Source organism: Massilia sp. W12, from assembly GCF_037300705.1.
In the GTDB taxonomy this organism is placed as follows: Bacteria; Pseudomonadota; Gammaproteobacteria; order Burkholderiales; family Burkholderiaceae_D; genus JACPVY01.
In genome coordinates this window covers 597,302-622,167 of sequence record NZ_CP147776.1, presented here as the reverse complement: position 1 = coordinate 622,167, position 24,866 = coordinate 597,302, and the positions used below count along the sequence as shown (strand labels likewise).

At 54.8% G+C, this 24,866-nt stretch carries 17 protein-coding genes and 2 tRNA genes; 10 read left to right on the top strand and 9 right to left on the bottom strand.

Annotated features, from left to right (window positions below; genetic code table 11):
* Window positions 1–21: 21 nt before the first annotated feature.
* Both V8J88_RS02425 and V8J88_RS02420 read right to left on the bottom strand, forming a co-directional pair.
* Window positions 22–411 (bottom strand): response regulator transcription factor, encoded by a 390-nt coding sequence (locus V8J88_RS02425; protein ID WP_338847564.1) that lies wholly within the window; start codon window positions 409–411, stop codon window positions 22–24.
* 103 nt (window positions 412–514) lie between these two features.
* The gene (locus V8J88_RS02420) at window positions 515–2,329 is read right to left on the bottom strand and encodes an ABC transporter substrate-binding protein (protein WP_338847562.1); all 1,815 of its coding nucleotides are present in this window, start codon (window positions 2,327–2,329) and stop codon (window positions 515–517) included.
* 158 nt (window positions 2,330–2,487) lie between these two features.
* Between V8J88_RS02420 and V8J88_RS02415 the strand changes: the two genes are divergently transcribed.
* Window positions 2,488–3,057, top strand: a complete 570-nt coding sequence (locus tag V8J88_RS02415) for a protein tyrosine phosphatase family protein (protein ID WP_338847561.1) — start codon at window positions 2,488–2,490, stop codon at window positions 3,055–3,057.
* Here the strand turns inward: V8J88_RS02415 and V8J88_RS02410 are convergent.
* Window positions 3,037–3,591 (bottom strand): gamma-glutamylcyclotransferase, encoded by a 555-nt coding sequence (locus V8J88_RS02410; RefSeq protein ID WP_338847559.1) that lies wholly within the window; start codon window positions 3,589–3,591, stop codon window positions 3,037–3,039. The two genes, V8J88_RS02415 and V8J88_RS02410, sit on opposite strands and share 21 nt — an antisense overlap.
* A 57-nt stretch (window positions 3,592–3,648) precedes the next feature.
* Between V8J88_RS02410 and V8J88_RS02405 the strand changes: the two genes are divergently transcribed.
* The 5 genes from V8J88_RS02405 (at window position 3,649) to V8J88_RS02385 (ending at window position 6,502) form a co-directional block, all read left to right on the top strand.
* A complete protein-coding gene (locus V8J88_RS02405; protein WP_338847558.1) occupies window positions 3,649–3,828 on the top strand; it encodes a hypothetical protein in 180 nt (59 codons plus the stop codon).
* Window positions 3,829–4,071: 243 nt separating this feature from the next.
* Window positions 4,072–5,280: an RtcB family protein gene (locus V8J88_RS02400; RefSeq protein ID WP_338847557.1), complete on the top strand. Its 1,209-nt coding sequence runs from the start codon at window positions 4,072–4,074 to the stop codon at window positions 5,278–5,280.
* A gap of 3 nt (window positions 5,281–5,283) precedes the next feature.
* A complete protein-coding gene (locus V8J88_RS02395; protein WP_338847556.1) occupies window positions 5,284–5,454 on the top strand; it encodes a hypothetical protein in 171 nt (56 codons plus the stop codon).
* On the top strand, window positions 5,447–6,226 hold the full coding sequence (locus tag V8J88_RS02390; protein WP_338847555.1) for a hypothetical protein: 780 nt from the start codon (window positions 5,447–5,449) through the stop codon (window positions 6,224–6,226). Before V8J88_RS02395 ends, V8J88_RS02390 begins: the two co-directional genes overlap by 8 nt.
* A gap of 117 nt (window positions 6,227–6,343) precedes the next feature.
* Window positions 6,344–6,502, top strand: a complete 159-nt coding sequence (locus V8J88_RS02385) for a hypothetical protein (protein ID WP_338847553.1) — start codon at window positions 6,344–6,346, stop codon at window positions 6,500–6,502.
* A gap of 36 nt (window positions 6,503–6,538) precedes the next feature.
* Here V8J88_RS02385 and V8J88_RS02380 read toward each other — a convergent pair whose 3' ends face one another.
* The 4 genes from V8J88_RS02380 to V8J88_RS02365 form a co-directional block, all read right to left on the bottom strand.
* On the bottom strand, window positions 6,539–7,285 hold the full coding sequence (locus V8J88_RS02380) for a CPBP family intramembrane glutamic endopeptidase (RefSeq protein ID WP_338847551.1): 747 nt from the start codon (window positions 7,283–7,285) through the stop codon (window positions 6,539–6,541).
* Window positions 7,286–7,417: 132 nt separating this feature from the next.
* Window positions 7,418–7,493: transfer RNA gene (locus tag V8J88_RS02375), tRNA-Asn, on the bottom strand.
* 49 nt (window positions 7,494–7,542) lie between these two features.
* Window positions 7,543–7,618: transfer RNA gene (locus tag V8J88_RS02370), tRNA-Asn, on the bottom strand.
* A 113-nt stretch (window positions 7,619–7,731) separates the two neighbouring features.
* Window positions 7,732–8,943, bottom strand: coding sequence for an amino acid aminotransferase (locus tag V8J88_RS02365; protein WP_338847549.1), 1,212 nt, complete (start codon window positions 8,941–8,943; stop codon window positions 7,732–7,734).
* Window positions 8,944–9,102: 159 nt separating this feature from the next.
* Here V8J88_RS02365 and uvrB point away from each other — a divergent pair, with 159 nt between their 5' ends.
* Window positions 9,103–11,181, top strand: a complete 2,079-nt coding sequence (gene uvrB, locus V8J88_RS02360; protein ID WP_338847547.1) for an excinuclease ABC subunit UvrB — start codon at window positions 9,103–9,105, stop codon at window positions 11,179–11,181.
* Window positions 11,182–11,715: 534 nt separating this feature from the next.
* Here uvrB and V8J88_RS02355 read toward each other — a convergent pair.
* Window positions 11,716–11,913 carry a hypothetical protein gene (locus V8J88_RS02355; RefSeq protein ID WP_338847545.1) on the bottom strand — a complete coding sequence of 66 codons (198 nt, stop codon included), beginning with the start codon at window positions 11,911–11,913 and terminating at the stop codon, window positions 11,716–11,718.
* Between the two features lie 185 nt (window positions 11,914–12,098).
* Between V8J88_RS02355 and V8J88_RS02350 the strand changes: the two genes are divergently transcribed.
* Window positions 12,099–12,533: a hypothetical protein gene (locus tag V8J88_RS02350; protein WP_338847544.1), complete on the top strand. Its 435-nt coding sequence runs from the start codon at window positions 12,099–12,101 to the stop codon at window positions 12,531–12,533.
* A 278-nt stretch (window positions 12,534–12,811) separates the two neighbouring features.
* Window positions 12,812–22,618 carry a putative Ig domain-containing protein gene (locus V8J88_RS02345; RefSeq protein ID WP_338847542.1) on the top strand — a complete coding sequence of 3,269 codons (9,807 nt, stop codon included), beginning with the start codon at window positions 12,812–12,814 and terminating at the stop codon, window positions 22,616–22,618.
* Between the two features lie 368 nt (window positions 22,619–22,986).
* Here the strand turns inward: V8J88_RS02345 and V8J88_RS02340 are convergent, their stop codons facing one another.
* Entirely contained in the window at window positions 22,987–23,334 is a 348-nt protein-coding gene (locus tag V8J88_RS02340; protein WP_338847541.1) for a DUF6444 domain-containing protein, read from the bottom strand.
* A 566-nt stretch (window positions 23,335–23,900) separates the two neighbouring features.
* Here V8J88_RS02340 and V8J88_RS02335 point away from each other — a divergent pair.
* Window positions 23,901–24,617 (top strand): hypothetical protein, encoded by a 717-nt coding sequence (locus V8J88_RS02335; RefSeq protein ID WP_338847539.1) that lies wholly within the window; start codon window positions 23,901–23,903, stop codon window positions 24,615–24,617.
* Window positions 24,618–24,866 lie beyond the last annotated feature (249 nt).

The following is a 24,866-nucleotide window of genomic DNA, read 5'->3' as shown; positions in this document are numbered from 1 at the left end:
CGCCACACCACAGGCGCGCACTCATGCCACCCCCGGCGCGGCGCGCAAAAAACGGCGCAGACGCGCCATCAATTCATTGACTTGAAATGGTTTGACGATGTAATCGCTGGCGCCGGCTTCCAGTGCGCGCACGATTTCCGCTTCCTGCGATTTGGCGGTCAGCATTACGATTGGTTGCTGCCATTTTTTTTCTTCGCGTATCATGTTGACGATAGCAAAGCCGTCATGATGCGGCAGCATCACATCAAGTAAGAACAGGCCGGGGGCCTGCTGCGCCTGTTGCAAGGCCTGCTGCGCTTGGCGTCCATCGGCATACGCTTTGACCGGATAGCCTTCGCGCTGCAGCATATGAATTAACAACTCTCGCATCAACTCATCGTCTTCAACGATGAAAATTTCCGGCTTTGTCATAGGGCGCTCCACAACATTGGCGAGGGGAGTATCTGGGCTGACCGGCGCTGGCGCAGCCTGTCAGCCCATCATAACGCGTTTTGCCCGCGTTGACGCAGATGTATCAGCGCTTGGGTTGTTTGCTGAGATCCACATCCAGAAAACGCCAGTCTGAGCGCAGCACCGGATGGGTTTTATAGCCTTGCACCCAGGGCTGGATAATCCAGTTGCGGATGCGGTTGAGTTCCATCGAATGCACGGTATCGGCTTCCATGATCAGCTGCAGGCGGTTGAGCAGTTTTTGCCGCTCCGGGCCATCCGGGGTGCTCATCGCCAGATCATAGGTTTTGTCGTATTCGGCGGATTTATAGCAACCCATATTCCCGCGCAAGGCATTCGCGCCGTAGTAGGAGTCATAAAAATCAACCGCATCCGGCACGCCGGCCACGCCGCCCAGGCCAAACATCATCAGCTTGCATTGATAAGCGGATTTCAGGTTGTCGGCGAAACCGGCCACGGGAAATTCGGCGCGGATGCCGACTTTGCCCAGCGAACGGCGCCAGATTTCCATACGCGCATAATCGCGTGATTTGGGTGCGGAATGGATTTTGAGCAGCAGCGGTTTGCCGTCCGGCATGGTGCGGAAGCCATCCGCGCCGCGTTTGTAGCCGAACCGGTCGAGCAGCTTATTGGCCAGCTCAGGGTTATAGCCTATGGTGCGGCGGAAGGACGGATCATGCCCGATCACGCCCGGCGGCACATAGCCTTGCGCAATCTGGGCTTGTCCATACCAAACCGAATCGACTTCACGCGGCAAGTCGTATGCCATGGCGATGGCGCGCCGCAGGGCGATTTTTTCCTTGCTGTAACCACCGACAATCGGGTCTTCAAAATTGAAAAAAGTGCGCGTCACGCCCGGATCAATAAAGCGGAACAGGCGAAAACCTTTTTCGGTGTAGGCCGGCAAGAGTTTGCCTTGCTTGTCCAGCGCTTTCGAGGCGGCATGCGGCACCAGCATTTCAAAGTCAAGCTGGCCGCTGGAAAACGCCAGCCAGCGCGATTGCTCTTCTTCGATGATGCGGATTTCCACTTTGCCGATTTGCGGCATTTGTTTGCCCTTCATCTCGGCCACAATTTTTTTATCCCACTCGGTGTCTTCGCCTTTGAAATCCCAGGTGAAACCACGGTAATCGGGATTGGCTTTGAGGGCGATTTTGCTGCGCGGCACATATTCATGCAGCATATACGCGCCGGTGCCGACCGGATGCAAGCTGACTTGCTCGCCATAGGTCTCCACCACTTCGCGCGCCATCGCGCCAGTGGGCGATTTCGCCAGATGGTACAACATCACATGATCCGGCTTTTTAAGACGGATGCGCAGGGTATGCGAATCAACTGCTTCGAGGCCGGGGATTTTGCGATCGTAATCAAATTTCCCGCTTTTTTGCGCTTCTTCGGCCAGCTCATCGAGGCCGACAATCTTGTTGTCATAGTTGCCGGATTGCACTGAACGCGTGGCCGGGTCCATATGCCGCATGATGGTGTAAATATAGTCTTGCGCCACCAATTCACGCTTTTTGCCTTTGAAGGCGGGATGCGGCGTGAAATAAATCCCTTTTTTGATTTTGAAGGTGAGCGTCTTGCCATCCTCGCTGATTTCCGGCATCGCTTCGGCGGTGTTTGGCATCAGCTTGGGCGGGCGCGCCAGATAGTCATACGTCAACAGACTCTCAAAGATGGCTTCCGAGATGGTGTTGGTATAGACGCTGTTGGAGCGCGCCAGATCAAAGCCATCATCGGCCGCTTCAAAAGACAGGTGCAATTCTTTGGCGGGATCGGCTGCGGCCAGGGCCGGCGCGGCAATCAAATTGGCAAAGGCCAGGCTGATTGCGGCCAGGCAGGCTGGACGGAGCCAGCGGGGTCGGGACTGTGTTTTCATCTTCGGCTTGTGAAGTGGGGTGCAGCGCGCGATTGTAGCCCAGAGCGCGCATGCCGGGTGCAGTCCTGATTACGATTTTTTCGCAGTCAAACACAGTTTTTTGTGAATTTGCGCTGCGCGCATGGCATGATCCATAACATCTGTTTCCGGAGAATCTGATGCGCCCTTTCCGTCTGCAACATCTGCTTGCCTTGCTGTGCGCCACCGCTCTGCCACTCGCGCCCGCAGCCGCTCATGAAAATCCCAAAGTGGAAACTTCCGCGTTCAGCGCCCCGAATCCTGTGCGCATCACGCCCTTGCTGCTGACCGCAGGCCAGCCCGATGCGGCGCAATTGGGCAAATTGAAAGAGTTGGGAGTGGATGCGGTGATTTATCTGGCCCCGCCGACGGTCGGCGATGCGGTGCGCGATGAGCAACTCATCGTCACCAAACAGGGCGCGCTGTTCATCAATTTGCCTGTGGACTTCAATCAGCCGCGCGACGCCGATTTTGACGCTTTCGCCGCGCTCTTGCAGGGCTTGCAAAAAAACCGGCGCAATGTGCTGGTGCATTGCCAGGTCAATTTCCGCGCTTCCAGCTTCACCTTCCTGTATCGCAGCATTGTTTTGAAAGAAGATCCGCAGCAAGCACAGGAAGCCATCAACCAGGTGTGGAAACCAAACGCCGTCTGGCGCAAATTTATTGAGGCGCAATTACAGCGCCACGGTTTAGCCTATCAATTGATGTGAGGCGGCCAGCTCGCCCAGTACGGCTTGTTCCAGCGCAAACACATGCGCATCATGGCAGCCCAATTCGCGCAGGGCTTGCGCCAGACGCAACAGATATTCGTGATTCGGCCCGCTGGGGCCATGCGCGCGGGCGATTTGACGCGCCATGTCTTCTTGCGGCGCCGGCCCCAGCCAGGAGGCATTGTCTTGCCGCGCCACATAAACCAGCCCGCTGACTTCGCGCCCATCTTCCAAATGCAGCGGCAGCGCCAAACGTAAATAGCCGTTACGCTCGCGTTCGTCGAGATAGGCGAATACTTCCGGTGTGATCAGGTAGGCCAGGCCATCCACCGCCTGCGCCGGCGCTTCCACCAGCGTGACCACCCTGCCCGGCTGCTGCGGCGTGCCGCGATGGTCGATTGAGGCTTGCCAAAAGCGTCTGGCATATCCCGGCAGGCGCGCACGCCGGCTTTCCAAATAGTCGATATCGGGACGGAAAATCAGCGAACCGTAGGCAAACAGCCAGACTTGGGCGCAGCCGTCAAAGGCCGTCATTTGGCGATTTTGGGAAAGTGTGCAAGCCTGCATATGCAATCTTCAGCGCAGTCAATCATGCCCTTGATTTTTGCCGCCATCCGTTTTTTTGACAAGCTGCCAGGCCGTAAATTGCCTGATTCAATTGTAAAAAAATGTGCCTTTGCGTCGTTTTTGGCGCGACTTTTGTTTTTTTTTGCGGCTTTTCCGCAACATTTCGGCCCGCATCCCTTGACAGGAAAATGGCTGGGTACTTAGAATTCGCATCCGTTGCATTACACAAACAGCGCAACACAGAATCCGATCAACACTTATCTTAAAAGGAGCGACCATGCCGCGTCAGGGCAATATTCTCAACTAATCGCCCCGGCATCTGCCTGGGGCCAATGCGCACCAGGCCGGTCGTTCTTCTCAACCCCGGCTGGTATATCCGCCGGGGTTTTGCATTTCAGGGCCATTCAAGCCGCCCGCATGCCCCGGCATAATGATCAAGGAATCGTTATGCCCATTTATCAAACCCTGCGCAAGGGCCATGTCCCTGTGCACATTTTCACCGATGAGATCGACCCGCATGCGCTGCAACAATTGTTGAATATTGCGCAGCTGCCCATCACCCATGGCCATATCGCGGCCATGCCGGATGTGCATGTCGGCATCGGCGCCACGGTCGGCAGCGTGATCCCGACCAAACAGGCAATCATCCCGGCGGCAGTCGGGGTGGATATCGGTTGCGGCATGAATGCCGTGCGCACCACGCTGACGGCGGAACAATTGCCGGACAGTCTGGCGCGTTTGCGCAGCGCCATCGAAGCAGCGGTGCCGGTCGGCTTTGGCCAGCACGAGTGGGACAAAGTGCGCGGCTCAGCCCATGTGCGCACAGGCCGCCCGCTGAATGACCGCTTAGACAAAATCGTCGGCAAACATGGCGGCATCATGAAGATGCAACAGCAATTCAACCGCACCTGGATTTGCCAGCTGGGAACATTGGGCGGCGGCAATCACTTCATTGAGCTGTGTCTGGATGAAGAAAAACGGGTGTGGGTGATGTTGCACTCCGGCTCACGCGGCATCGGCAATGTGATTGGCCGCTATTTCATTCAAGCTGCAAAAAAAGATATGCAAAGGCATCAGATCCATTTACCGGATCGCGACCTGGCGTATTTGTCCGAAGGCAGCACGCTGTTTGACGATTATTGCGAAGCCTTGGACTGGGCGCAGGATTATGCCCGGCTCAATCGCAGTGAAATGATGCGGCGTGTGCTGGAAGTGTTGAAGCTGGCCCTGCCGCCCTTTGCCCTGGATGGCGAAGCGATTAACTGCCATCACAACTACGCCACGCAAGAGGTGCACGGCGGTGAAAAGCTGTACATCACGCGCAAAGGCGCCATCTCGGCGCAGCAAGGCGAACTTGGCATCATCCCCGGCAGCATGGGGGCGAAAAGCTTTATCGTGCGCGGCAAGGGCAATCCGGCTTCATTTTGCTCATGCTCGCACGGGGCCGGACGGCGGCTTTCACGCAGCGAAGCCAAGCGCCAGTACACCCGCTTCGATCTGGCGGCGCAAACCGCAGGCATCGAATGCCGCAAAGACCCCGGCGTGCTGGATGAATTGCCCGCCGCTTACAAAGACATAGACCAGGTGATGGCGCATCAAACCGATCTGGTCGAAGTTGTGCACACCTTGCGCCAAGTGATGTGCATCAAGGGATAAGCCATGAAGATTCAATTAAAAACCGCAAAACCGCGCAATCCTTTCGCCACCCTGGCGAAACAGCGCAACGCCGGCGCACACCGCGCCGACAATCTGGCGCGCCAACAGCGCCGCAGCGAAAAACAGCAATTGTGCGCTTTAGTGCGCGGCTCGAAGGAGTGGAAAGATGCGTAAAGATATGTTCAAAGTGATTCTGGAACGCCCGCGCGTGGGGCAAAGCAAAGACTTCAAATTCGAAGGCCGGCTGTTTCGCAACGATGAGGACGCAGGCAATTTCCTGGGCATGAAAGCCGGCTACAAATGGGGCTGCAAAGTCCCGAATGAAAACCTGGCGCCGCTGGAGCGTTTTCTGATGAGCCGGCGCGGCCAGCATTGGGACCGTGTGTATGCCGAAATCCGTGCGCAAATCAATGCTGGCGCCAGCGTGCAAAGACATGTGTTGCAACATCTGGATGATTTGGTCGCCCGCAGTACGTATCTGGAGCAAGGCGACATCATGTTGGCCGATGGGCGCAGCGGCAAACCAGGCAAGCTGGCCGACAGCCGCTATCAACTGTATGTGCATCCTGTCAGCCGTCAATTGCTGGAAAACCGCCAACACAGGCAAGCGCAAAAAAAGCGCCGCCAGACGCAAGCGGAGCAACTGGCGCAAGCCAGTGCGCATATCTGCGTTGTGGATGAGATGACTGAGCTGCATTTGTTGGACGGCATCTGGTATCGCATCAGCTTTGCTTTACTGCCAATGGGGGCTGATCAGGAACGTTATGACTTACTGCAACGGCGTCATGTCAGCCGCAAGCATGACCAGATGTACCGCTATGCCGCCCACAAGCAGCAAGTGAGCGCCAGGGAAATGCAAAAACTCACGCAGTTGAGCAAACCCAAGGTTGGGAATATTTGCCCGATATGCGGCAAACCCCGGCCTGCCGGCCAGCGTATGCACTGATGCGCATACCGCCTGCCGCCTGCGCCGCCGTCAAGTTTTTTATTTTTATTGCCACAGTGAACTCTTGCCAAACGGCAAACTCATATACGAATCATCGCTGTGGCGGACAGGGAGGAAATGATGAATAAATATCTGTTGAGCATCGGGCTGATGATCGCCGCGCTCTACCATGGTTGGCTGGCGGAACTGCAAGCCGGGCAAATGAATGTCAAGGAAGCGGCAAGCATCTGCCAACAGCAAAACAAACCCGCCGAAAGCAATCGTGAGCTGCTGTAAGGCTTGCGCAGCGCGCCACAACGGCGCGCTGCGGACTTAAAACAACAAACCTTTACGCCACAGGGCCATGCCATCCATGGCCAGGGCGACGCTGCAATGCATCACGGCGCCGAGCCATATGCTGCCGCTCTTCAAACTCAAGTGCCCAAGCACGATGCCGGCCAGAATCGAGGCCAGGGTTTCCGGCAGCGGTTTGCCGAAATGCAGCATGCAATACGGCAACATCATCACCAAAATACTCAGGCGTCCCAGTTGCGGGGCCAGTCCATGCAGAAGAAAGCCGCGAAAGAAAAATTCGAGCGCGAAAAACTGCGCGAAATACAGCAATTCCCACCACAGAAAAGTCGGCCATAACGGTGCGCCCGGCGGCAGGCGCAAAAAAGGATAGAGAGCCAAGAAGCCCGAGGTCGCCGACATCAGCCACACCAGCGGCAACATCACGCCCAGCATCAGCACATACCAGCGCCAGGCCAGCCAGGCGTTTTCCGTGCGCACGCCAAACTCACGCAAGGGGCGGCGCAAATAAAAGCGTATCGTCAACAGAGGAAGCGTCAGATAACAGGCGATATTCACCAAAGCCCAATACGTCAGCCGCCCCAATGGCTGCGCCTTCGTGCCGCAGCAGGCATCAAAGGTCTGACGCGCCGTTGCTCCAAATAAAAATTCGAGTTGCGGCGCGAGCCAGGCAGGCCGGGTGAAATATTCCAAACCGGTCAGACACAAGGCCGCCACCAGCAAGACCACGGCAGCGTCACGCTCCTGTGTATTGGAAAAAAAATTCATCGCGCGCCCCGCCCAAGACAGAGCGGCCAAGCGAATCGCGCGCAAGCACTGGATAAACGCAAAAGCTGGGAGAATGTTTTCATAGGGCGCATAGCAAAAGAGGCTCACGATTTCTCGTGAACCTCTTTTATTTGGCTCCCCGACCTGGGCTCGAACCAGGGACCTGCGGATTAACAGTCCGTCGCTCTACCGACTGAGCTATCAGGGAATAAACTTTACAACAGCGCAGCATGCCAAAGGCAAACTGCTGGAATTCTTGGCTCCCCGACCTGGGCTCGAACCAGGGACCTGCGGATTAACAGTCCGTCGCTCTACCGACTGAGCTATCAGGGAATTGAGGAAAAGATTTTATACCACTCTTCTTATCCTGTCAAGATTTCGCTGGATTTCGGTGTGCTGCGGGAAGTTTTGAAGTTTTCCGCAGCCACCAGCGAAAGAACAATACTTTAAAGCACTTTCACAATCGCGTCAATTACTTTCGACATGTTTTGAGAATTCAAGGCAGCCACGCAAATCCGGCCTGTATCAATCGCATAGATTGAAAACTCATTGCGCAAACGCTCGACTTGCGCCTTGCTCAAACCGGAATACGAGAACATGCCCTTTTGCGCGCTGACAAATGAAAAATCGCGGCCCGCTTTTTCTTTCAGCGCGGCAACCATGGCTTCGCGGTTGGCGCGGATGCGCACACGCATGGCGCCCAGCTCGTCTTCCCACATTTGACGCAGTTCCGGCGCATTCAGCACGGTCGAGACCAATTGCGCGCCATGCAGCGGCGGATTGGAATAGTTGGTGCGGATCACGCGCTTGACTTGCGACAGCACGCGGGACGCTTCTTCCGCCGAGGCCGCCAGCACGCTCAGCGCGCCGACCCGTTCGCCATACAGCGAGAAGGATTTGGAGAAAGAGGTGGAAATCAGCAAGGGGCCGGCGCTGGCGGAGAACAGGCGCACCGCAATGCCATCTTCATACAGGCCGTCGCCAAAGCCCTGGTAAGCCATATCCAGGAAAGGAATCAAGCCGCGCTCACGCACCGCAGCCACCACCTGTTCCCATTGCGCCGGTGTCAGATCGGCGCCGGTCGGGTTGTGGCAGCATGCGTGCAGCAAGACCACCGAGCCGGCCGCCATGCCTTGCAGCGCGCTCAGCATCGCGTCGAAATTCACGCCATGGCTGGCGGCGTCAAAATAAGGATATTGATCGACCACGAAACCAGCCGATTCAAACAGAGCGCGATGATTTTCCCAGCTCGGATCGCTGATATACACTTTGGAATCGGGCGAAAAGCGTTTGATGAAATCCGCGCCCAGTTTCAGCGCGCCGGTGCCGCCCACCGCCTGCACCGTCACCACCCGCTTTTGCTCCAGCAACTCGCTGCCGGCGCCAAACACCAGGTTTTGCACGCCCTGGTTGTAAGCGGCCAGGCCGTCGATAGGCAGATAACTGCGCGGCGCATTTTTTTCCATCAACTGCGCTGCCGCCTTTTGCACGCACGCCAGCAGCGGCACCTTGCCCTGATCATCATAATAGACACCCACGCCCAGATTCACTTTGTCCGGATTTTTGTCAGCGGCAAAAGCTTCGGTAATGCCCAGAATCGGGTCACGCGGGGCCATCTCGATGTGGGAAAGGAAGGAGGCAGATTGTGTCGGGTTCATCGTGGTAATATCCGGTTGGTTGCTGACAAAAAGGATTATCTCGCCCTGTGTATATGATTTATATTGCAGTGCACTATATTGTAATCGAATGCGGGTAATCTCCAAGCCCCCTTGGCAAAAAAGCATTGCCGTTCGTTTTTCTGAAAGGTTGTTCTCCCCATGCATGAAGTTGAATATGATGCGGCCAAGCTGATCAGCTTTCCCGGCTCGCCCTTCAAGCTGAATCAACTCTTCCCGCCTGCCGGCGACCAACCCGCCGCCATCACCTCTTTGTGCCAGGGCTTGCAGGACGGTCTTTCGTTTCAAACCCTGCTCGGCGTAACCGGCTCAGGCAAAACTTATACGATGGCGAATGTGATTGCGCGTGCCGGGCGGCCAGCCATTATTTTTGCGCCCAACAAAACCCTGGCGGCGCAGCTGTACAGCGAGTTCCGCGAATTCTTCCCGCAAAACGCGGTCGAGTATTTCGTTTCCTACTACGACTACTACCAGCCGGAAGCATATGTGCCGCAGCGTGATCTGTTTATTGAAAAAGATTCCGCGATCAATGAGCACATTGAGCAAATGCGCCTGTCCTGCACCAAATCACTGATGGAGCGGCGCGATGTGGTGATTGTCGCCACCGTCTCCGCCATCTACGGTATCGGCAACCCGGATCAATATCACAAAATGATTCTGGTGCTGCGCCACAAAGACCGGGTAGAGCAGCGCGACATCATTGCGCGCCTGATCCAGATGCAATACACGCGCAACGACATGGATTTCGCCCGTGGCACATTCCGCGTGCGCGGCGACACCATCGACATCTTCCCGGCAGAACATGCGGAACTGGCGTTGCGGGTGGAAACCTTCGACGATGAAATCGACAGCCTGCAATTATTTGATCCGCTGACCGGGCGCGTGAAACAGAAAATCCCGCGCTTCACGGTCTATCCCGGCTCGCACTATGTGACCCCGCGCGCCACAGTGCTGGGCGCGATCGAAACCATCAAAGAGGAATTGCGCGAGCGGCTGGAATTTTTCAACCGCGAAGGCAAGCTGGTCGAAGCCCAGCGCCTGGAGCAGCGCACCCGTTTCGATTTGGAAATGCTGACCGAGGTTGGCTTCACCAAGGGGATTGAAAACTATTCGCGCCATTTGAGCGGCGCCAAGCCGGGCGAACCGCCGCCCACCCTGGTCGATTATCTGCCGCGCGATGCGCTGATGTTTTTGGATGAATCGCACGTCATGCTGGGCCAATTGAACGGCATGTACAACGGCGACCGCGCGCGCAAAGTGAATCTGGTGGATTACGGCTTCCGCCTGCCCTCGGCGCTGGATAACCGCCCGCTGGCGTTTCATGAATTTGAAGGCAAGATGCGGCAAACCGTGTTTGTCTCGGCCACCCCGGCGGACTATGAAGGCAAGCATGCGGATCAGGTGGTGGAACAGGTGGTGCGTCCCACCGGCCTGGTTGATCCGGTGCTGGAAGTGCGCCCGGCGCGCAGCCAGGTGGATGATTTGCTGTCTGAGGCGAATTTGCGCATCGCCGCCGGCGAGCGCGTATTAGTCACCACCCTGACCAAGCGCATGGCGGAACAGCTCACCGAATTTCTGTCAGATCACGGCATCAAGGTGCGCTATCTGCACAGCGATATCGACACTGTGGAACGGGTCGAAATTTTGCGTGATTTGCGACTGGGCACATTTGATGTCCTGGTCGGCATCAATCTCTTGCGCGAGGGTTTGGATATTCCTGAAGTGTCGCTGGTGGCGATTTTGGATGCGGATAAGGAAGGGTTTTTGCGTTCTGAGCGCAGCCTGATTCAGACCATCGGGCGCGCGGCGCGCAATCTGAACGGCAAGGCGATTTTATACGCCGACCACATCACCGATTCGATGCGGCGGGCGATGGATGAAACCGAACGCCGCCGCCAAAAGCAGCTCACGTTCAACCTGGAGCACGGCATTATTCCGAAGGGCGTGAAGAAGAGCATCCGCGAGATGATTGACGGCGTGTACGATCCGCAGCAAGCCAAGCAGGATAAGAAATCGCTCAAGGTGGCGCAGGAAGAAGTCAAATACCAGGTAATGTCGGAAAAACAGCTGGGCAAGGAAATCAAGAAGCTGGAAAAACAGATGATGGATTTCGCCAAGAATCTGGAATTTGAAAAAGCCGCCAAGGCGCGCGACCAGTTGCGCATGCTCAAGGAAATGGTGTTTGGCGCGGATGGGGCGGCGGATGAGCAGCAGGCTTAAGCTGGCTTTTTATCACTGCCAGGCCCGGCTGCTTGCCGGGCTCGTATTTGCATCAACAGCTGCCACGCATCAATGCAGAATCTAAAAATTCTTTTAATTGAATTTATAGCAATGAAATCCAAAAAATCCATCTGGATTGACAGAACAAAATATCATTGCTAAACTCGCATATGTTTCCTGAGTGAAACAACCCTCATATTTAAATATTTCATCCCGCCTGCAGTCGGCTGTGCGCATCTTTTTACGCAATGCCACTGTACGAGGTTTATCCTTTTTTGTTCTTTTACCTGAATATGGTGAACCGGTTTGCATCGACTTCAATTTTAACTATTTATAATAAATTATAATATTGCTCAGCTACTATTAATGCAATCGCCATCTTGGGTCTTCCCTGTTGAGAATAGCGTCAACAATATTGCTGCCCCTCGCTTCATCACACAAAGAAACTTTAATGCGCATCCAGATTCACACTCAAAAACATGCTGATGATTACTTGCCTATATAATACAGATATATTATTTTTCTTTATCTGCATTACAATCTCATTTGAATCATCCAAAAAGCCATTGCAAGCAACATAACTGCATTATTCAAATCTTTTTCAGCATGACCCACATTTTCAGTTACACCAATATCCATTGCCACATGAAACAAGGATAAGAGGAAAAAACAACAGACAAAACAGTCACTCAACCAAAACGGATATATGCCAAGCTCACCCATCAGAGACATATCATCAACCCTGCTTGTTTAGCAGAATACTCATAGCTTCTCTGACTTTCGCCCGCATCGGCATATCAGGAAAGCAATCTTCATTGCATTCTAATACAAACGCATTTGGATGCAACAAAACTGAACAGCCGGCAATTAACTGCACGGCTGCACCTAAGCAAACCTAAAACTTTCGCACCGGAGATATGATGAAGTACCATCTAGAGAAAATCGATTCCATACTCAAAAGCAGGATCTTGGCTGATGCTTCTGTTTTACCAGAGCTTTCCGCATCCTTGCGCCATGAAAATTTCCTGGACAGCCAGGGCATGAATATTGCACTCAACGCAGACCAAACCAGTTATTTAATAAGCGCCCCCGTGCTTGCCCGTCCCATTAGCGGCACATTCGAGTATCTTTTTTTTGAAAATAAAAAATGGTATTCCCTCACTCTTGCCGGCATGTTCACACAGGACATCAGCACACGCCCCCTGCTTGATACTGAGATAGAAAATATCATTGAGTTACAACAATCTATTACAGCAGCGTTTGAAGTTTTCGGCCAGTTCGGCAATGGCCCATTGGATAGCAATGGCATAGCAGTAAACGCTGTGCTTCCCAATTTCGTTGAGGTGCAATAATGTCATACAATTTAAATCAAGCAATCGACGCAATTGAAGCCAGCGGGAAAACTTTGGCGGAAATTTTTGATATTGTCAGAAAAACTTCAGGCGTTGTCCCTGGCGCCACGGCCGATACTATTTTCTATTTATACACCGGGATGATGGATGATGGCTTATATGCCAGCCAAATGGTGTCGCAAATTAAATTAGCGGGTGGTGGTGTTGATGTCGTCAGCAGCGAAGTGGGGTCCTTGCTTAAAGATCCCCGTTTTAATAGTGCATTAAAACAAGCCTTGATGTTAGATGTGCTTGGCAGCACATCAGTCAAACCTACCCCGGCGCAAGTTGAAGCACTCAACGCGCGTTTCAATGAAGTGCTGTATGGTAAAAATGGCGTTGGCCCGAATGCTCCACGGATTAAAGACGCTGACTCGCTCTGGGATATTGCATCACGCTCATTCACCAGAGATGCGAATGGTAATTTCCGCCTGGTGGCGCAAGGTGCGGATGATCTCAGCGTTTTTGTGCAATCCGAGCTTCCTGAATTAATCAAGCACGAATCTAAACTATTGAATGGCATTTCAATTGCAGAGCTGAACAGGCTGGGCAAGAATGAGTTGCAGACAATCAAATTGATTGCGATTGAGAATGCTGCGCGTGAAATTCATTTTGGCAGCTTAAAGAATGGCAGCGTGGCTGAATATATCGCAATGAACGCGGACAATCTTGCCAAAGCCATGCAAGACCCTGTCAAGATCAAAGAGTGGTATGAATTGCGCAACCAACTCTCCCCGACCGCGCTGGCGGAAGCCAGGGCAGGTGAGAACGCTGTGATTTCCACCGCGAAGCAAGCCGGCTTCACCACCTTGAGCTTCCTCGCCGCCAAGCTGGGCACGATTGCGATTGGCTATTCCTTGTATCACATCGCCAAAGAAGCACAGGCTGTGTATGACACCGGCAACCATGAAGCCGCGATCAAGATGGCGATTGACAACACCACCAGCCTGGCTGCCGGTATCGCGATTGGCGGCGCGGTGACCTCGTTTGGCATGGGCGTGTTGAGCGGCTTGGCGCTGGCCAATCCGGTCGGGATTGCGGTTGGTCTGGTGGCGGTGGCCGGTTTGGGCATTTACGCCGGCATCAAGGGCGAAGACATGGTCAAGTCCTTCCTCAGCGGTGGTTCAGACGCTACGCCCCAGGTATTTGAAAAAGATGGCTGGAAGTATGTGAAATATCCGGGCGGCGCCCTGTATGCGGAATCTCTCGACGGCAGTACGCGCAACGGAATTGACCATGTCTGGTCGGCTCCGAATACCGATGGCAGCACGCTCAATATTGAGTTGAACTCCAACAGCGGACAACAAACCCGCACCATTTACACCGGCTCTGGCGACAACGCGCAGGTGCAAAGCAAAAGCATTTATACGCCGCAAGCCGATGGCGGCATGAAGTCAGATGTCACCACCTTTGAGCACGATCTGGGTCGCGTCACACAAGTGGTTCAACACACAGCGCAAGATGGCACGCCGACCAATACGGTAAAGAGTGTGACGCAAAAGGATGGCCGTCAGGTTATCACCACCGATGACCATAACAACAACACCACCCTGCTGCGCATGGATGCCAACGGCAATCATTTGGTGGAAGAATGGAAAAAAGCCGATGGCAGCTTCGGCCAAAATCTATATGACCCGGAGACCGGGCGGCGCACCAGCGATGTGACGCAATCTGACGGCAGCCGCCAGGTTTTGAACGATGACGGCATGGGTAATAAAGATTTACGCCAATACAATACCCAGGGCTCGCTGACTGAAACACGCTGGGAGAAATTTGACGGCTCGCGCGGGGTGGACAAAATCAATCCCGAAGATGGCTCAAAATCCGGCATCAGCTATGACGCCGCGGGCAATTCCACCCGCTATGTCGATGACAACAAGGGGAATAAGGAAAGCGCGGTATTTGATCCGAATAACCAGATGCAAAGCCGCAGCTGGGAAAAAGCCGACGGCAGCTATGGTAATGACAAAGTTGTCGATGGCGTCAAAACGTCGGAATACTTTGGCAAAGATGGCCATCATCAGATTTCCGTGTTCAATCCACAAGGCCGCCTTGAAAGCGCGACCTGGGATAAAAAAGACGGCAGCCATGGCAGCGACACCTTCAACCCGGATGGCAGCAGTTCCGGCATCGCCTTTAAGCCGGACGGTTATTACACCAAATACATCAAAGGCGCCGATGGTTCGCTTGACGCCACCTCTTACACCAGCTGGAACACCAAGATCAGCCGCGACTGGAGCTGGCCGGATGGCAGCAAGGCGCGCGAAGTGTATGACGGCAGCGCTGTCAGCGGTATCTTTGTGCGTCCTGATAAGAGCAGTCAGGTGTATCAAGACGATGGCAAGGGCAATACCATCATCCGCGAAATTGACAAGAATAATCAAATCACTGACATTAAATGGCAGCGTGCAGACGGCAGTCGCGGACAGGAAAGCATTGCACCGGACAAGAGCGTCACCGGGGTGGCGTACAAGCCGGATGGCCAATATGTGCGCTACACCAATGACAACAATGGCAGCACAACCACTGTTAACTACGATAAAGACGGTAATTTCATTTCATCGCAATGGACTAAACCGGGTGCGTTTGGCGGCAAGATGACCGATGAGCACGGCAATCTGATCATTTACGCCAACTATGGCAAAGATGGCAGCACGCAAGAGGTGTATCAACCGAATGGCGTGACCCGGATTAACGTGGTCAATCGCGACACCACAGTGAAACAGACTTTTGATGACGGTCAAGGCACGCGCATCATCACGGTGTTCGGGCCGGATGGCAAGGGCATCGTCTCCAACACCAACATCAAATACAACCCGGATGGCAGTGGCACAGTCACTACCACGACTGAGAATGGCACTACAGAACAGTCCTTTGGGCCTGGCACATTCAGTCCGCTGAGCAAGCCTGATAGCCCGAAAGACAGCACCCCTGATCTGCCGCAGATCGATATTCCTTCAATGTGGGATCCCAGCATCAGCAGCAAAGACCCGTTCGATAACAAGCCGATGGATGATGACGTCACAGGCCCCGAAGAAGACCGTAACGGCGAGATCGTCAATGATGATGAAGGTGAGACCCGCAAAGACGACATCATTGAAGATATCGAAGATGATTTTGATGATGCTGAAACCCTGCCATCCCCAATAGCATTGGACTTGAATGGAGATGGATTGAAGACGGTGGACATCAACAATGGCGCCTTCTTTGATCACGGAGGGGATGGTTTTGCCGAGGCAAGCGGCTGGATTCAGGCCGACGATGGCTTGCTGGTGCGTGATTTGAACGAAAACGGCAAAATCGACAGCGGACGTGAACTCTTCGGCTCGGAAACCCTGTTGGCGAATGGACAGAAAGCTGCCAATGGCTTTGACGCCCTGGCTGAGTTCGACCTCAACCGCGACGGTTTGATTGACGCCAATGACAGCATTTTCAACTCCCTCAAAGTCTGGAAAGACAAGGATGGCGATGGCGTAACTGATGCAGGCGAATTGTTTGATTTGCCATCTGTCGGCGTAAAGGCCATCAACGTGGCGTATATCAACGATAAACAAATCGATATTCACGGCAATGAACACCGGCAAATCGGCAGTTATATCGACCTCAGCGGTGTGATGCACACTGCAGCTGACGTTTGGTTCCGCTCCAATCCAACCTTCTCTGTACAGCAAAACAAAGCGCCGCTCAGCCCGGAAATCGCTGCCCTGCCGGACGTCAAAGGCTTTGGCAAAGTGTATGACTTACAGCAGGCAATGCAGCGCGACACCTCCGGCAAATTGAAGCAACTGGTGCAGCAATTCATGCAGGAAGAATCGGTGCAGGCGCGCAATGCCCTGGTGCAAGACATTATCTACCACTGGACCGGCGTGCAAAATGTGGATCCGGCCAGCCGCGCCGCCAGCCAGATTTATGGCAATGTGATAGGCGATGCCAGAAAACTGGAAGCGCTGGAAGAATTCATGGGCAATGAATGGTATGGCGTGTGGTGCTGGCGCACGCGCGACCCTAATCCGCACGGCCGCGCTGCACCTGTGTTGCTGAAGGCTTTCAATCAGTTGTCGGAAATGATTTACAGCCAGCTGGTGGTGCAGAGCACGCTGAAACCCTTGGTGCAGCAAATCCGCTATCGCAAAGATCCGGCCAGCGGCTTGATCATCGGCGACTTAAGCGTGGTGGCGGAAAAATTGACCAGCCAAATCATTCATAACCGCAGCAAAGGCAAGGAAACCCTGGGCGAATTCATACGCGCGCTGAAAGGCATGAATGAGTTGTCCAAATTTGATTTGGCGGCATTCTCCAAAGCACTGGCGCCACTGGGCGGCGATATCTCTATCCTGGTGGATGCGCAACGCGGCATCAAGGGAACGGAATACGCTGACAATCTGAAAGGCGGCCTGGGCAGCGACTTGATTCAAGGCTTGTCCGGGAGTGATCAAATCGAAGGCGGCGCTGGCAATGACACCATTGATGGCGGCGCGGATCATGACATGATCCATGGCGGGGCCGGTGAAGATATGCTGATGGGCGGTCGTGGCGATGACCACCTGTATGGCGGCGCCGGCAAAGACAGCTTCTACTTTGCGCGCGGCGACGGTAAAGACACGATTCATGAAGATTATCGCGACGACACCTTGATCATCATCGACGATTTATCTCTTGATGAGCTTAAATTCAGCCGTTCCGGCGCCAATCTGTTAGTTGACTTCACCAGTAGTGATAAAGACCAGATAATTTTGGCCGACTTCTTCGCAGATGGCGTGCCGCAAGCCGGATTGATTTTGCAAAGACCGAATGGGGTCAGGCAAAAAGTCAATCTGGATGACCTGCTGATCGCCACCTTGCTGCCGACCGAGCACGCCGACGTATTGCACGGCTCATCCCTGGGCGATAAAGTCTTTGCACTGGACGGCGATGACCTGGTGTATGGCCGTGGCGGCGATGACACGATCGATGGCCAGGCAGGCAAGGACAATTTGCGCGGCGGCGACGGCAATGATCAGCTCGCTGGCGGCCTCGATCATGACAAATTGTATGGCGATAGCGGTGCTGACAAGTTGGCGGGCGACGCTGGCAATGACACCTTGTATGGTGGTGAAGGCGATGACAACCTCAGCGGCGGAGACGGCAATGATGTGTTGGATCCAGGATTTGGCAGCGACACCATGGCAGGCGGCGCAGGCGACGACAGCTATCGCATCAACGACAGCAGCCAAGTGATTATGGAAGATGCGGCTGGCGGGATTGACAGCGTGGAAAGCAGCATCAGCCTGGCGCTGGCGCCAAATATCGAGCATCTGAGCTTGAGCGGCGACGCTGCATTACATGCCAGCGGGAATGCCGGCGACAATACGATCCATGGCAATGCGGGCGCAAATCAGCTCAGCGGCGAAGCCGGCAACGACAGCATCCATGCCGGCGGCGGCAATGACACGCTGGAAGGCGGCAGCGGCGTCGATATTCTGCACGGTGACGAAGGCTCTGATCTCATCCAAGGTGGCGCGGATGCCGACCGTCTGTTCGGCGAACAAGGCGATGACAGCCTGCATGGCGGCGATGGCGATGATTTGTTGCAAGCTGATGAAGGCAATGACTTGTTGATCGGCGGCGCTGGCGATGACTTCCTGGATGGCGGCGAAGGCAATGACACCATGCAAGCCGGCGCAGGCGATGACACCTATCTGATTGATGAAGCCGGCGATCAGGCGCAGGAAGCTGCGGGCGAAGGTCTGGACACCATCAACAGCCGGATCAGCTTCACTTTGGGCGCCAATCTGGAAAATCTGCTGCTGGTCGGCGACGCCAATTTGCAAGGCGTCGGCAATGATCAGAACAATGGCATGATAGGCAATCACGGCGCCAATCTGCTGCAAGGCATGGCAGGCGACGACAGCATGGCAGGCGGCGCCGGCGGCGACACGCTGGAAGGCGGCAGCGGCAATGACAGCCTGGATGGCGGCACTGGCCGCGATCAGCTGCGCGGCGGCGCGGGGGATGATGTATACCATGTTGACGATATGCAGGATGTGCTGCAGGAAAACGCAGACAACGGCTATGACCATGTGTTTGCCAGCGTCAGCTACACCCTGAGCGAACATCTGGAGGCGCTCACCCTGAATCCCGATGCCGGTTACGCCAGCGCCAACGGCAATTCCTTGGACAATCTGCTGCGCGGCAATGAAGTCGCCAATGTGCTGGACGGTGGCGCAGGCGCGGACACCATGGAAGGCGGCGGCGGCAACGACAGCTATGTGGTTGATAATGCAGCTGATCAAGTCATCGACAGCGAAGGCGATGATGACAAGGTGCAAGCCTGGATCAATTATCAACTTGGCGAGCAGATTGAGAACCTGGAACTGCTGGGCGATGCGGATTTAGATGGCAGCGGTAACGCCATGGATAACCGGATGCAAGGCAATGCCGGCAATAATCTGCTGGATGGCGGCGCGGGCGCAGATCAGATGCAAGGCGGCGCTGGAAATGACACCTACATCACAGATTCGGAAGGCGACCGCATCTCCGAATCCAGCGACGAAGGCATCGACACCATCGTGCGCAGTTTCGACACCTTGCTGGTGCTCAATGACAATGTGGAAAACCTGACCCTGGCCGGCGATGTGCAGCATGGCAACGGCAATGAGCTGGACAATCTGATCACCGGCAACGATGCTGACAACTCCCTGCTCGGTTTGGGCGGCAATGACACCCTGATCGGCGGCTTGGGCAAAGACTCGATGTTCGGGCGCGAAGGTGCTGACAGCATGGTCGGCGGCGCTGGCGACGATTATTATGAAATCGACGACGCCGGCGATGTGATTGTGGAGCTGGCCAACGAAGGCTATGAAATGGTGCGCTCCACCGTCAGCTGGACGCTGGGCGACAATCTGGAACGCCTGGCGCTGGATGGGGAAGAACACCTGAACGCGAATGGTAACGCCCTGAACAATGGCCTGTGGGGCAATGCCGGTAATAATATGCTGGCCGGCGGTCTGGGCAATGACTATATGGAAGGCGGCCTGGGCGATGACGTGTATCTGTTCAATAAGGGCGATGGCAAAGAAACCATTGACAATACCGACTTGAGCAGCGCCGTGGACATCTTGCGTTTCGGCGCCGGCATTTCCGAAAACGATGTCTCGGCGCGCCGCCAAGACAATAATCTGTTTATCTTGTTAAAAGGCGGGACAGATCAAGTGGCCTTCCTGAATTACTTCGGCGCCACCGAAGATATCGATGGACAGGCAGCGGATCAGAAAATCGACCGCATCGAATTCGCCAATGGCGCGGTGTGGGATCAAAGCATGATCCAAACTGTGGTGGATCGCGCCTTGAACAACCATCCGCCAACCGTCACCAACTACCCGCCTGCGCTGACCGCTCGCGCCGGCACGGCCTTCACTTATGTCGTACCGCAAAACACCGTGACAGACCCGGACAGCTGGGACTCGGTCAGCTACAGCGCCAAAATGAGCGATGGCAGCGCACTGCCGGCCTGGCTGCAGTTTGACGCCGCCAGCCGCACTTTCAGCGGCACGCCGGGGACAGCTGACGTTGGCGTGCTGCAATTTGTGTTGTGGGGCACGGATAACTACGGCTATTCCGCCGGCGCCGGGGTGCGTCTGACAGTCGGCGCGCCGAATAATGCGCCGGTCTTGAGCACACCGCTGGCGGATCAAACCGCGAATGTGGGCGCCTTGTTCAGCTTTGCCGCACCGTCCAAAACCTTCACCGACCCGGACGCCGGCGACAGCTTGAGCTATAGCGCCACCCAGGCCGACGGCAGCCCGCTGCCTGCCTGGCTCAATTTCAACCCGGCCACCCGCACCTTCAGCGGCACGCCGAGCGCGATTGGCAATGTCAGCGTCAAACTGACGGCGAAAGACACTGGCAATTTGAGCGTCTCGGATGTGTTTGAGATTGCCGTCAAATTGCAAAATCTGAACTTGCAAGGGACCAGCGGCAGCGACACCCTGCAAGGCGGGGCCGGCAATGACACCATCAGCGGTCTGGCCGGCAACGACAGCCTGCTCGGTTTCGCCGGCAACGATGTGCTGGACGGCGGCGCCGGCAATGACAGCCTGCTCGGCGGCGCCGGCGATGATCTGTACATCGTTGACAGCAGCCAGGATGCGATTGGCGAAAACGCCAATGAAGGCGTGGATACGGTGCAAGCCAGCGCCAGCTTTGCGCTGTCCGCCAATCTGGAAAATCTGAGCTTAAGCGGCAGCAACGCCATCAATGGCGCCGGGAATGCGCTGAATAATCAGATCAGCGGCAACAGCGCCGCCAACTTCATCGACGGCGGCGCCGGCAATGACAGCATGGCCGGCGGCTTGGGCAATGATGTGTATGTGGTGGACAGCGCGCAGGATCAGATCACCGAAAATGCGGGCGAAGGCACAGACCAGGTGCAAAGCAGCATCAGCTTGACGCTGGGAGCGAATCTGGAAAACCTGTTCCTGACCGGCAGCAACCCCATCAACGGCGCCGGCAACGCCTTGAATAATCAGTTAAGCGGCAACAGCGCAGCCAATCTGCTGGATGGCGGTTTAGGCAACGACACCATGGCCGGCGGCGCCGGCAATGATACTTATGTGGTCGATAGCAGCCTGGACGGCATCATCGAAAACGCCTCGGAAGGAACGGATCTGGTGCAAGCCTCGGTCAGCTACACGCTGCCGGCGAATCTGGAAAATCTGAGCTTGAGCGGCAGCAACGCCATCAACGGCACAGGCAACAGCCTGCATAATCAGATCAGCGGCAACAGCGCAGCGAATCTGCTGGATGGCGGCGCAGGCAACGACAGCATGGCCGGCGGCGCCGGCAATGACAGCTATGTGGTCGATAACGCACTGGATGTGATTACCGAAAACCTGGATGAAGGGACGGATCTGGTGCAAGCAGGCATCACTTACACGCTTGGCGCCAATCTGGAAAATCTGACACTCAGCGGCAGCAGCGCCATCAATGGCACAGGCAATGCGCAAAACAATCTGCTGATTGGCAACAGCGCCATCAACAGCTTGAACGGCGCAGCTGGCAACGACACGCTGGATGGCGGCGCCGGCGCCGATAAATTGGCTGGCGGCGCGGGCAACGATGTGTATCTGCTCGACAATACTGGCGATGTGGTGACAGAAAACAGTGCGGAAGGCATTGATCAGGTGCGCACCGCGCTCACGCATACCCTGGCGGCGAATGTGGAAGCGCTGTGGCTGAGCGGTTCCAACGCGGTCAATGGCACGGGCAATACGCTCAACAATCTGCTGTGGGGCAATGGCGCGGTGAACAGCTTGAACGGCGCCGCCGGACATGACATTCTGCAAGGCTTTGCCGGCAATGACATCCTGAGCGACAACGCCGGCAATAATCTGTTCGATGGCGGGGCCGGCAATGACAGTATCACAGGCGGCAGCGGCAATGAGCTGTTGCTTGGCGGCAGTGGCAATGACACCATCAACACCGGCAGCGGTGCGGATGTGATTCTGTTCAATCTGGGCGATGGCCAGGATACGATTGCCGCCAGCAGCGGCAAAGACAACACAGTGTCCCTGGGCAAAGGCATCAAATATGCCGATCTTCTGTTCAAGAAGAGCAGCAATGATTTGATCCTGGTCACCGGCGCCACTGAGCAAATCACTTTCAAAGATTGGTATGCCAGCAGCACCAACCGCAGCGTGGCCAATCTGCAAGTGGTGATCGAAGGCACAAGCGACTACAACAGCAGCTCGACCAATAAGTTGAATAATAAGAAGGTGCAGCAATTCAACTTTGACGGTCTGGTGGCCGCTTTTGATCAAGCGCGCAGCGCCAATCCGAGCCTGAGCAGCTGGGCGCTCTCGACTGCTTTACTGGCGCAGCATGTGGCCGGCAATGATGGCGCAGCCTTGGGCGGCGACCTCGCTTACCAATATGCCGGCAGCGGCAATTTGGCGGCGCTGTCGATGACCCCGGCGCATACCCTGCTGAGCAACAGCCAGTTTGGCTTGAGCGCACAGGCCTTGCAAGCAAGCGCCAATCTGCAAGACAGCAGCCCGCGTCTTGGCTGATTTGGCCTGAAATAAAAACGGCGGCATCGTTTCCGATGCCGCCGTTTTTTTATGGGGTCTGACTGTGCTTCAGAAGCTGGGTAAGCGCCCAACCGCCCAGCCCATCAAAACCCGCGCATGCTATGCCCATCAAAAGGAGGCATACGATGCACAGCAAATCACGCAAACAACGCAGGGAAGAATGGCTCGCGCACGTAAGGGCGTGGCGCTTGAGCGGGCAAACGCAAACCGCATATTCCCGTCAGCATGAAATCAATCTGCCGGTTCTGCAATATTGGATCAAACGCAGCCGCTGTTGGCGCCGACTGAAAATTGACCACGCATTTTTTGGTATTCCGTCACTTGCAGTGGCAGCAGTGGAATATCAATCACTTGCCGACTATCATGCAGTTGCGCCGCTCATGCGCCAAACTCTGCTGGCAACGTGTGCAATATTGCGGCAGCGGGCTACGTACAGTTTCCGTGACCTGCGCCATCCGTTCCAATTTGCTGCCAATATGCCCTGCTTGACCTCCTGCCGCCTTTCCTGAGGCTTCCCGCAACGAGCGCGTTTTCTTTTGCAATCCATCTGACGATGGTGGTTTGCTTGAATTTTGACTCGTCTTCGGCACCCTGTTCTCCAGGGCTTCCAACCTCGCTAACAATGTCAGTATCAACGCATCTTTTTCTGCGTGACTCATCTTGTTCAATTCTGGCGGATTGGCTTTTTTCTTCATGCCTGACAGGATGCACGAGTTTGACTTTGTTTACAAGCACTTGTTGAGAGTTTTGGGGGCTGAATAGTCACACAGTGAGGTTATTGCTGCTGCACAGGTCGGCGCTGATCTGCCGCCGCTTCCCTCAATTCTTGTGGGGGAGTGAACGGTTACGAGACATCTTGCATGCGCCCGGCGCTGCATACAAGGCAAGGCGGAAATGCTTTGGCAATTGAAGAATACCGCAGCTTGACATCAGTCAGGAGCCGACTGCAAAGCCGCCCCAAAAAAACCAAATTTAACAATATATGAACAAATATACATTACAAGCATTGCAAGCATTTCTGTGCTAATATCTTGTTCAGTGGGATATCGTGCTGAAAACAGCCAAAATCAGTCTTAATCTCACATATTTCATTGCATTTTTGCAAACCTCAACCCTGTTTCGGATCAGATCGCTTTAAGTCATTTCTTTTGATTGAACCCGTATGCGAAGTACGCACTTTGCGCCTTGTCATACGTAATGCAAATCGGGGATGCCTGTCAGCGCTGTCAGCCGCAACAACATTACTTACATTTAGTGAAACATGCAAAACCAAGCAAAACCTGCACAGTTCTGGCAGCGTCGCGCATTGCTGGGATCGACTCTCGCTTTTGCTGCCGCCTGGCTTTGCAAACCTTATGCCAGTGCATCGTTGTGCGCCATGCGTCCTGAACACAAGCTGCTGCACACACAGGTGCTGCGCAATTACCTGTCCATGCTGTTGCAAGACGCGCGAGCGTTTCACGACAAAGCTAGCAGCTTCCGTCTGCTATTGATCGCAGGAGATGTGAGCACAGAACAGTTGGCTGATCGGATAAGACAAAGTGCTTTGTTGGATTGGTTTGCATCAGCTTCGATCGAATTACGGGATATGGCTGACATTGCGGCATTAAGCGAGCAGCAACTCTCACAAAATTGGGTCATCGTGGCATGGAAACCTTTAGCGCAAGCGGTGCAAATTACGCCAAGCGCCAGTTTGCAGCAGCTAGATCAAGCGCAACAAGCCAGCCCAGCATCATCCTTGAGCACATTGGAACGGTTGCAGGGCTTTGATTACGCCAGATTCAGCCTGCTCTCCTACAGTCACCTTCACCTGGCCTGCTCCGATCAACTACCGGCGCAGCAATGTTTGAACAAAGCCGGGTTCATCAAACCGAATTTGCAAGCCGTGCGCTCCAGCCGCCCCCGGCAAATGGCCGTCAATGCCTGCGGGGAAATTATGCGCAGAGAAGTAAACGGGGAAATTTTCTATCTGTTTTGAAAGCCCCCTCATTCCATGCCAGCCCAGACATAACCGGACTGAAACGGGATCAACGCATCATTCACGAATTCATATTTCATTCAGCAATTCACCCAGTCCCATTCAGGAGACAGCAGCAAATGAGCATGCCTACCGCAATTGATATTTTATGTTTATACCTATACGGACAAGCAAGCCCACCATCTGACCTCAAATCGGATAAATTTATCCGCCCGCCCGGCACAGGAAATGCGCCAGCGTATGTTTCCG